Annotated in this window: 8 protein-coding genes; 3 read left to right on the top strand and 5 right to left on the bottom strand. The window is 66.4% G+C overall.

What is annotated here, in order from left to right:
- Window positions 1-18: 18 nt before the first annotated feature.
- Window positions 19-1,494, top strand: a complete 1,476-nt coding sequence (locus tag ABIC76_RS05230; protein ID WP_354533196.1) for a M81 family metallopeptidase — start codon at window positions 19-21, stop codon at window positions 1,492-1,494.
- Here the strand turns inward: ABIC76_RS05230 and ABIC76_RS05235 are convergent.
- Complete coding sequence (locus ABIC76_RS05235) at window positions 1,425-2,624, bottom strand: cupin domain-containing protein (RefSeq protein ID WP_354533197.1); 1,200 nt, start codon at window positions 2,622-2,624, stop codon at window positions 1,425-1,427. The two genes, ABIC76_RS05230 and ABIC76_RS05235, sit on opposite strands and share 70 nt — an antisense overlap.
- A gap of 89 nt (window positions 2,625-2,713) precedes the next feature.
- The gene (locus ABIC76_RS05240; protein ID WP_354533198.1) at window positions 2,714-4,069 is read right to left on the bottom strand and encodes a polyhydroxyalkanoate depolymerase; all 1,356 of its coding nucleotides are present in this window, start codon (window positions 4,067-4,069) and stop codon (window positions 2,714-2,716) included.
- 256 nt (window positions 4,070-4,325) lie between these two features.
- Between ABIC76_RS05240 and ABIC76_RS05245 the strand changes: the two genes are divergently transcribed.
- Window positions 4,326-4,985 carry a glutathione S-transferase family protein gene (locus tag ABIC76_RS05245; RefSeq protein ID WP_354533199.1) on the top strand — a complete coding sequence of 220 codons (660 nt, stop codon included), beginning with the start codon at window positions 4,326-4,328 and terminating at the stop codon, window positions 4,983-4,985.
- Window positions 4,986-5,034: 49 nt separating this feature from the next.
- On the opposite strand, the gene ABIC76_RS05250 is transcribed toward ABIC76_RS05245, so the two are convergent.
- From ABIC76_RS05250 to ABIC76_RS05260, 3 genes are all read right to left on the bottom strand, one after another.
- A complete protein-coding gene (locus ABIC76_RS05250) occupies window positions 5,035-6,288 on the bottom strand; it encodes an NAD(P)/FAD-dependent oxidoreductase (protein ID WP_354533200.1) in 1,254 nt (417 codons plus the stop codon).
- A gap of 13 nt (window positions 6,289-6,301) precedes the next feature.
- Window positions 6,302-6,658 (bottom strand): RidA family protein, encoded by a 357-nt coding sequence (locus ABIC76_RS05255; RefSeq protein ID WP_343548831.1) that lies wholly within the window; start codon window positions 6,656-6,658, stop codon window positions 6,302-6,304.
- Between the two features lie 61 nt (window positions 6,659-6,719).
- On the bottom strand, window positions 6,720-8,312 hold the full coding sequence (locus ABIC76_RS05260) for an N-acyl-D-amino-acid deacylase family protein (protein WP_354533201.1): 1,593 nt from the start codon (window positions 8,310-8,312) through the stop codon (window positions 6,720-6,722).
- Window positions 8,313-8,656: 344 nt separating this feature from the next.
- On the opposite strand from ABIC76_RS05260, the gene ABIC76_RS05265 reads away from it, so the two are divergent.
- Window positions 8,657-9,586: a hypothetical protein gene (locus ABIC76_RS05265; RefSeq protein ID WP_354533203.1), complete on the top strand. Its 930-nt coding sequence runs from the start codon at window positions 8,657-8,659 to the stop codon at window positions 9,584-9,586.
- The last annotated feature ends 2 nt before the right edge of the window (window positions 9,587-9,588 follow it).

Here is a 9,588-nt window from a genome sequence, read left to right on the forward strand (position 1 = left end):
ACAACCCCCCGACCGCCCATGCGCATCCTGATCGCCCGCTTCAATCACGAGACGAATACGTTCTCGCCGGTGCCGACGCCACTGGCATCGTTCCATCCGCACTATGGCGCCGACGCGTACCGTGCCGCCAAGGGCACGCGCACGGCGGCCGGTGCGTTCATCGATCTGGCGGAGGCGGCGGGCGCGGAAATCGTCGTGCCCGTCGTGGCCGGAGCGAACCCCAGCGGACGCGTCGCTGCCGAGGCGTACACCACGCTGTGCGACGCCATCGTCGCGGCGGCGCCGGGGTGCGATGCGCTGTTGCTCGACCTGCACGGCGCGATGGTCGCGGAGAACAGCGACGACGGCGAAGGCGATCTGCTCGAACGCCTCCGTGCGGTGGTGCCCGATGTGCCGATTGCCGTCGCGCTCGACTTGCACGGCAATCTCACGCAGAAGTTCATTGACTTGGCCGACATCGCCGTCAGTTTCAAGACGTATCCGCACGTTGACATGTACGAAACCGGCGAGCACGCCGGCCGCCTGCTGTTCGACAAGCTGGCCGGCCGCGCGAACCCCGTGCTCGCGTGGCGCCGCCTGCCGCTGGTCACGCACACCCTGCGCAGCCGCACCGACGAAGGCGCGATGTACCGCGCCGTGGCGCTCGCCAAACAGGCCGAGAACGACGGCATGCTGGCCGTGTCGGTCCTGGCCGGATTCGGGCTGGCGGACATTGCCGCGCCGTGCCTTTCCGTCGTGGTGGTCGGCAATGGCGACAAACATGCCGCCGACGCTGCAGCGCAACGCATTGCCGATGCCATCTGGGCCGATCGCGAAGGGTTCGTCTACCGCTACGAGCCGCTGACCGAATCGATCGCGCGCGCGGCCAAGTTGGCCGATGCCCCGGGCAGCGGCCCCGTGCTGCTGCTCGACCACGGCGACAACTGCATGTCGGGCGGCACGTGCGATGACATGCACGTCCTGCACGAAGCGTTGCGGCAAGGCTTGAGCGGCATCGCTGTCGGGCCGGTGTGCGACCCGGAAGCCGTCGCGGCGATGATCGAGGCGGGCGAGGGTGCCACGGTCACGCTGCCGGTGGGCGACAAGGTGCCGCTCGTGCAGCTCGGCATCTACCCCGTGCCGCGTGCGCTGACGGGCAGGGTTGTCGCCATCAGCAACGGCGAATACACCATCACGGGGCCCACCTACACGGGCCAGCGCATCCGCATGGGGCGAACGGCGCTGCTCGACATCGGCGCCGCGCAGATCGTCGTCACGGAGACGCCGCAGGAGCATTGGGACCTCGGCATCTTCACGCACATCGGCGTGGACCCGCATGCCGCGCGCTTCGTGCTGTTGAAGTCGCGCATGTATTGCCGGCCCGTGTTCGTGCCCATTGCCAGGGCCGTGGTGGAGTGCGACGGCGGCGGCGTGACGAGTTCGGACTACACCCGCTTTCCGTTTGCCACGCTCAAGCGGCCCGTGTTCCCGTTGGATGCCGCGACGGTTTCGTAGAGATACCCGACCGGCTTACCTTCGGTCCGTTGCGGGCGCGTCTCCGTCCTGTTGATGATGCGGCCCGCCAGGCCGTCGATCTCGTCGCATTGCGCGCGCGTCCAGCTGCGCAGCTTTTCGATGTTGCTCAGCAGGCCGAGACGGAGGATCTGCGTGTCTTCGCCCATGCCGACGAGCCTGACCGAATGCTGCCCTGCCGTCACCACGTCGCCGGCGGCCAGCTCAAGCGTATTGCCCGTGCTGTCCTTGAATTCGGCCGTGCCGCGAATGACGCGGTAGATGACCACCTCGCCTTTCGAGAAGGACGCCGCGTCCACTGCCCCTGCTTGGCTCTTGGGGAGGCTCGACTGGCCGCGCGGATCGGTGGCAATGATGTGTCCCGTCACAAGCTCGCCGCTGGGTGCTTCGATGCCGGTGTCGCGCACGTAGACCGGTCCGGGCGATCGGATGGAGTCGCCGGCCAGCGGCTTGTAGAGCGCATGCAACTCCAGCGGGTCTTGCACCCAGAAGTCGGCGCCGGCCGGCCGGTCATGCGCCGGATGGCTCCAGGCGATGCGCGGCGTCTCGGCTTCGTCGATCAGCGCAGACGGCACAATCGTCGGGTTGGGAAACGTCGTCGGATCGGTGATGAACGCTTCGAGAAACTTGCCCGAGCACCCCATGGAAAGTGCGTCGGGCACCACGGTTTGCGGCGTGCTCAGGTTGTCTTCGGTCGACAGGCCCGACCACGTGTAGAAAAGCTGCCGGTGCACGATCGCGCTTTGCAGGATCACCGAGCCCGGGCCGACGTAATGCAGCCGGCCATCGTAGTCGAACGTAAATACGCCCGAGGTGACCAGCACGAACTGAAACGCGCCCGGCGGCAGATGCAGATGGAAATCGGTCGGGCCGGTGTCTTCCAGGTAGATCGGCCGGTTGGTGGCGACCTCATGCAGCAGGAAGGCTTCGTTGTTGGCGGCAAAGCCTTCGTCGGCGCGGCTGTACAGCGCCTGCGGGCGATAGGTCGCTTCGTACCTGGCATCCTGGCGGCGATCGACCGCAACGAAGTCGCCTGTATTGAGGCGGATGGGATTGCCGCCCGGATGCAACAGGCTCGAAGCGCGTTGGAACGCCGTGGTGTGAGTGTTCATCGCAACCCTCCGTGAATCGATCAACATCGATGGAGAATGACCCGCCCCCGCTTCGATACTCGCCCTGCTGAATGACGCCTCGCTGACAGTCAGTGCGTGAGCGCCATCTTGCGCGAGCGTCGGCGGGTGACGGCCTGGCTCGACGCTCGCGCATCGAGCAGCGCCCGCAGTGTGACGCGGTGCGCGTTGTCTTCGTCACTGGCGGTGGTGCTGGTGTCGAAGGGCTCGTTGTCGTGGATGGTGGCGCGCACGATCGGGTAGATCTGCTTTTCCCACTTGCTGCCGTTGAACACGCCGTAGTGGCCCGCACCGGCCTGCACATGGTGCGTCTTCAGATAGGGCGGCAGCCCTGAGCACAGATCCTGCGCAGCAACGGTCTGCCCGACCGCGCAGATGTCGTCTTTCTCGCCTTCGACCGTCAGCAGCGCGGTGCGATGGATCGCCGCCGGCTCGACCAGCCGGCCGCCGACCGTCAATTCGCCGCGCGGCAGTGCGTATTGCTGAAACACCTTCTCGACCGTTTCCAGATAGAACTCGGCGGTGAGGTCGCACGTGGCGAGATATTCGTCGTAGAAGGCGCGGATCGTGTCGGCCTTGGCAGGGTCGCCCTTGGCGCGCTGGTAATACATCTCTTCAAACGACTGCACGTGGCGCTCTGAATTCATCGACATGAACGCGCTCAACTGCACGAAGCCCGGATACACGCGGCGCTGCTCGCCAGCAAAGCCGGGCGGCACGACGCCGATCAGGTTCTTCTCGAACCATTCGATCGGCTTGCTGTTGGCTAACTCATTGACGGCGGTGGGGCCGACGCGGCAATCGATGGGACCGGCCATGAGCGTGAGGCTAGCGGGCTGCGCGGGGTCGTTGTCGGCGGCCAGGAGCGAGACTGCCGACAGTGCGGCCACGGTCGGCTGGCAGATGGCCAGCACGTGTGCGTCGGGGCCGATGTGGCGGATGAAATCGATCAGGTGGCCGACGTATTCATCAAAGCCGAAGCGCCCGGCTGACACCGGAATGTCGCGCGCGTTGTGCCAGTCCGTCACGTACACGTCGTGATCGGCCAGCATCGTGCGCAGCGTGCCGCGCAGCAGCGTGGCGAAGTGCCCGGACAAGGGCGCGGCAACCAGCACGCGCGGTTGCGGCGTGGGCGTGGTCTTGCGGAAGTGCACGAGGGTGCCGAACGGCGTTTGCATCGCGGTCTCTTCCACGATCGGCACCACGCGGCCGTCGACCTCGACGCTGTCGATACCGAACGATGGGCGGCGGTGCGTGATCGCGCTGCACTCCAGCAGTTCGAGCCACGCATCCACTGCCCGGGCAGTGGGATGCTCGGTCGACTGTGGCCACTGCGCCATCGCCAGCCGCGAGAACGAGGCCCATGCACGCGCGGGCCGCAGGCATTCGGTCAGCCACTGGTAGAGGGGATACGCGAGCAGGTTCATGGCAGCTTCCGTGATGGCGTCGCAAGACACGTCAAGGCCGGTGGAACGAAGCAGGCAATACATGTGCCAACTCACATGCCGGTGGGCGCCAAACCGCATCCGCGCTGATGATGACTGGCACAGGCTTTGCGCGGCATCCACGCGGGGTGCGGCGTGGCACGCGTCCTTGCAGCGGGCGGGTGCAACCAGCGCACCGGCAAGGTGCCTGCCGCTGGTCATGCACCTGATTGGAAAACGGGGACAACCGGGGACCGATATGAAATCCGTCGACCTGACAACGCTGACGATCAGCAGTCGCAACTATTCGTCGTGGTCGATGCGCGGCTGGCTGCTGGCCAAGCTCAGCGGCCTGCCATTCGAGACGGTGAGCGTGCCCATCGACGCCTCATCGCGCGCGGAATTGCTGCTGCTGTCGCCGTCGATCCTGGTGCCGTGCCTCACGCACGAAGGCCGCAAGGTGTGGGACGTGCTGGCGATTGCCGAATACCTCAACGAACTCTCGCCCGAGGCCAAGCTGCTACCCGCCGACCGACATGCCCGCGCGCATTGCCGCGCGATCTGCGGCGAGATGCATTCGGGCTTCAGCGCGCTGCGCTCGGCACTGCCGATGAACCTGCGCGCACATTTTCCGAACTTCCGCATCTGGTCCCGCGCGCAGCACGACATCGAACGCATCACGCTCATCTGGCGCGAATGCCTCGCCCAGTACGGCGGCCCCTGGCTGTTTGGCGACATCAGCATGGCCGACGCGATGTATGCGCCAGTCGTCATGCGATTCCTGACCTACGACGTCAAGCTCGATCCGGAAATCGCCGAGTACTGCATGCGCGTGCTTGAACACCCGCACGTCGCCGAATGGATTGCCGGGGCGAAGGCTGAGCAGGCAGATATCGATGAGCTTGATATGGAGTTCTAGGGCGGGCACGGGCCGCAGCGCTGCGCGACGGTGACCTGCCGATCAAGTCCTAGCGTGCTGCATCCCAGAACCGCTGTGCACGGAACGGGCGAACATCCACAGCCGGTGTTTCGCCCATCATCATTTCCGCAATTAATCGCCCGGTAATCGGCCCCAGCGTCAGGCCGTGGTGTGCATGGCCGAACGCGAACCACATGTTTGCGTGGTGCGGCGCCGGTCCGATGATCGGCAGCATGTCGGGCGTGCAGGGGCGTGCGCCCATCCAGGGTTCCGCATCCACACGTTCGGCCAGCGGAAAGAGCTTGCGCGCGACGGGCTCGACGGCGTTGAGCTGCACGGGCGTCTTCGGTGCATCGCGGTGGGCGAGTTCCGCGCCCGTCGTCAGCCGGATGCCGCGCGCCATCGGTGCCAGCACATAACCGCCGTCCGCGTCGAGCACGGGATGGTTCAACTGCGCACCTTGCGCGGGCGCGTAATGCATGTGGTACCCGCGTTTGACGGCCAGCGGCAGGCTGTAGCCCAGGCGCGAGGTGATGACGTCTGCCCAGGGACCCATGGCGATGACGACGTTGTCTGCGCGCAGCTCGCCTTCCTTGGTTTGCAACAGCCACGGGGCGTTGGGCGTGAGCGTGTTGGCATCGGCTTCAAACAGGCGGCCGCCGAGTTGCTCGAAATACCTTGCGTAGGCCGTGACCAGCGCGTTCGGGTCGCTCACGGAATCCGCTTCTGTATAGCGCAGGCCGCCCAGGAGCGCTGTGTCGAGATGCGGTTCAACGCTGCGTAGGCGCGCCGGGTCAAGCGCTTCAAAGGCGACGCCGTATTCGCGTTGCCAGCGCTCGACGTTGCGCGTTTCCTTGTCTTGCGTGGCGGCATTGCGGAAGACCTTGATCCAGCCGCTGGGCCGGATCAGATGCGTGGCGCCGGCGGCTTCGGCCAGCGCGCGGTGCTCGCTCACGCTGTGCGCGATCAGCGGCGCATACGCACGCGCAATCGCCGCGTGCCGCGTGGGGTGCGAGTTGCGCCAGTACTGCCAGAGAAACGGCAGCAACCGGGGCAGGTCGCCAGGGTGGTAATGCACGTCCGCCGACGTGTTGCCCGCATAACGCAACAACGTCGACAGGTCGCGCGGAAACGCATACGGATACACACCCTCGCGCTGAATCAGCCCGGCATTGCCGAACGACGTCTCAAAGCCGGGCGCACGGCGGTCCACCAGGGCGACGGCGCGCCCGCGTTTCTGCAGATGCACCGCCACCGACACGCCGACAATGCCGGCGCCCAGCACAAGGGTGTCAAAGCGCATGGCGATCGGCTCCTCAGCCCTTGGCCAGCGCCGTGACGGCGATTTCCACATCGATGCCCGGGCGCATCAGGCCCGACTGCACGCAGGCGCGCGTAGGCGCGTGGCCGGCCGGCACCCACGCTTCCCACGCGGCGTTCAGCTCGGCGAAGTGCTTGGCGTCGGTCAGCCAGATGTTGGCGGAGATCAGACGCGTCTTGTCGACACCCGCTTCAGCCAGCAGGGCGTCGATGCGCGCGAGGATGTTGTTGGTCTGCTCCGTGATCGACTTGAAGTCGACGTCAGGCACTTGGCCGGCCAGATGCACGATGCCGTTGGCGATCACGATCTGGCTCATGCGGGCGTTGGTGTGGAAGCGTTGGATGTCGGTCATGTCGATTCGGATGTGGATACAAAAAAAGCGAAAGAAGCGTCGATGGTAGCGCTCCTGGGCGTCACTTGCGCAGCGCCCGCCCCGCCAGCACATCCGGCACCGCCTTGCCATCGGCCACAGCCACCGCACCGTTGACGAGCACCCAGCGCACGCCCACGGGCGGCAGCCCAGGCTGTTCATAGCTGGCGCGGTCGGCGTAGGCGGCGGGGTCGAAGACGACCAGATCGGCAAACTTGCCCGCCTGCACGGTGCCGCGGTCCTTGATGCCGAAGATGTCGGCCGTGCGGGCGCTGGCCTGGCGGATGGCAAACGGCAGTGTCATCACGTGCTTGCGCGTGACGTATTCGCCGATGCGGCGTGCGAAGGTGCCGGCTTCGCGCGGGTGTCCGGCGATGCCGTCGGAGCCGCCCACGACGAAGTCCTGCTTCATGAACGCTTCCAGGTCGGCATCGCTCATGTTGAACGACACGATGTTCGTGCCGCCGCGCTGGATCACGCTGATGGCCGCATCGACGGGGCTCACGCCGAGCTTCTTGCCCAGCGCCTCGAGCGACTGGCCGTTGTATTCAGGGTTGGCGGAGATCAGCACCTGCGCCGCTGGCCCGTTGCGCTGTCGCATGGCCTTTTCCATGTCGGTGGCGATGCGCGCGCGCGTGGCCGGGTCTTCCAGCCGCTTGAGCAGCGCGTCGTTGCCGCCGTCGCGCGCCCAGCCCGGCACCAGCGCCGGAATGATGTGCGTGCTCGACGCCGTGTACGGATACTGGCTTGCCGATACGTTCATGCCGTTGGCCTGCGCCTGCCGTATCAGGCTGATGATCTCGGCGCTCTTGCCCCACGAATCCACGCCCAGCGCCTTGATGTGCGAGATGTGGATCGGGATGCCCGACTGCTGGCCGATGTCCAACGCCTCCTTCACGGCGTTGACGAGGCCGGTGCGAAAGTTGCCCTCGTCGCGCAGGTGTGTGTCATAGATGCCGCCACGCGCCGCCACGGTCTTGGCCAGCGCCACCACCTCGTCGGTTTTGGCGAACACGCCTGGCGTATAGACCAGGCCCGTCGACATGCCGAATGCGCCGTCGCGCATGCCGTCTTCCATCAGGCCTTGCATGGTCTTGAGTTCATCAGTGGTGGGTGCGCGCGCCACGTCGCCCATCACGCGGTGGCGCACGGCGTTGTGGCCCACGAGCATGGCCACGTTGGTGCCGATGCGGTTGGCGTCCAGCGCCTTGAGCGTCGGCCCGATGCGGTCGAGATCCGGCCCGTCGCCTTCGAGCACGATGCCGTCGTTGCCGATCACCACCGTCGTCACGCCTTGCAGCAGGTACGGCAGGTTCTGGCGCCGGTCTTTGGAGATGAGGTTGTGATAGGCGTGCGTATGCGGATCGATAAAGCCCGGCGCCACCACCAGCCCGCGCGCGTCGAGCACCGTTTTTGCCGGCACGCCCGTGGCGGAGGGCTGCACCAGCACGATGCGGTCATTGCGGATGCCCACGTCGGCCACGAAGGGCGCGCCGCCACTGCCGTCGACCACCGTGCCGTTGCGGATCAGGATATCGACCGGTTCAGGCTCAGGCGCGGCACGGGCCGGACCAGCGAGCGCAAGGCTCAGGGTGAGGGCGGACAGCAGGCACTGCGGCAGACGGTGTGGGCGCATATCGGCTTCCTTGTGGTTTGCAGCGAGTGTAAGGAGCCTCGTCGCACACATCGCATGCAAATGGTTCCGACCGGTATGCGCAGCGGACATGCGGGCCGTTACCGGCGAATGCGCCCACATAAGGCGCCGATACAACACTCAGTGATTTCAACATCTGATTTAAGAACAACTAATCACCCGCAATCCCTTGTCGGCATTGGGTCGGCCCAGGCATTGACGACAATGTGCGGCCGCCCCCACTCTAGAGGGGGGCACCTGCTTTGCCCCGATGACACAATCGCCGAAATTCAGAAGTCCATGCCGCGCCCCGGCGCGCCGCGTGGCGGACCCGGATGAGGAGCTTCATGCAAGGAAGTTGGATTGCGATATCGGCGGCGCGTGCGCGGGCGCATCGGCTGTATGGCGTTCGCGGCTGGCTGGTGACGCTGCTGTGGCTGAACACGCTGCCCGCGCTGGTGGTGGTGCTGGCGATGGCCATGGTGCTGATGTCGGGCGAGACGGGCGATGGCGCGGCGCGGTCGCTGCCGGCGCTGGCGGGGCTGGCGTTTCCCTTGGGGCTGGTGGTTGTGGCGTTCTTGCGTGTGCGCTGGTTTCCGTGGGTCTGGCTGGGATATTGCCTGCTGCAGTTGGCCGCCACGCTGGGCATGAGCGGTGGGATCAAGGCGTGGGCCGTGCAGGCATCCGGCGCCACGTCGGCGGGATGGCCGCTTGCGCTGTTGCTGGCGGCGGAGGTGTTGGTGCCGATTGGAACGCTCGCGTATCTCGCCCGCTCCCGCCGCGTGCGCGTGACGTATCGGCACGAGGTGCGCGCGAGCGATCCGGCCGCCGCACCGGCCGTGTTCGACAGGCTGAACCCGAACGAAACGCCGTCTGACGCCACCGACCATGCGCGCGAACGCGCTGCGCTGCGCCGCGTGACGCAGGAACTCAGTTCCGGCGTGCTCGACACGCAAACCTGGATGCACGTGATGCGCCATCACGCCGAGGCCACCGATGGGGCGCGCACCACGGCGTATGTGCGGGCGCGCATGGCTGTGCTGTGTCCGCCGGCGCATGTGCATCCGCCGCTCGTGCGCACACTCGCATCGGGTTTGGGCGCGCTGCTGGTCAGCCTGTTCGCAGCGGCTGCGTTGATGGCCGCAGTGATTGCGGTGGCGATGAGCGTGCCGGGCGATGCGACCGCGCTGCTTGAGTTGCTCGTTGCCGTGGCGCTGGCGTTGAGCTGGCTGGCCGGGCTGTTTGTGGGCGCGCGCTTCCTGCGCGCCGTTGCCTGAGG

The organism is Ralstonia sp. 1138, from assembly GCF_040544795.1.
GTDB lineage: Bacteria > Pseudomonadota > Gammaproteobacteria > Burkholderiales > Burkholderiaceae > Ralstonia > Ralstonia flatus.

Bases quoted from the DNA above. Each gene is read 5' to 3' on its own strand.
- ABIC76_RS05230 (WP_354533196.1), top strand. From the start codon at position 19: ATGCGCATCCTGATCGCCCGCTTCAATCACGAGACGAATACGTTCTCG.
- ABIC76_RS05235 (WP_354533197.1), bottom strand. From the start codon at position 2,624: ATGAACACTCACACCACGGCGTTCCAACGCGCTTCGAGCCTGTTGCAT.
- ABIC76_RS05240 (WP_354533198.1), bottom strand. From the start codon at position 4,069: ATGAACCTGCTCGCGTATCCCCTCTACCAGTGGCTGACCGAATGCCTG.
- ABIC76_RS05245 (WP_354533199.1), top strand. From the start codon at position 4,326: ATGAAATCCGTCGACCTGACAACGCTGACGATCAGCAGTCGCAACTAT.
- ABIC76_RS05250 (WP_354533200.1), bottom strand. From the start codon at position 6,288: ATGCGCTTTGACACCCTTGTGCTGGGCGCCGGCATTGTCGGCGTGTCG.
- ABIC76_RS05255 (WP_343548831.1), bottom strand. From the start codon at position 6,658: ATGACCGACATCCAACGCTTCCACACCAACGCCCGCATGAGCCAGATC.
- ABIC76_RS05260 (WP_354533201.1), bottom strand. From the start codon at position 8,312: ATGCGCCCACACCGTCTGCCGCAGTGCCTGCTGTCCGCCCTCACCCTG.
- ABIC76_RS05265 (WP_354533203.1), top strand. From the start codon at position 8,657: ATGCAAGGAAGTTGGATTGCGATATCGGCGGCGCGTGCGCGGGCGCAT.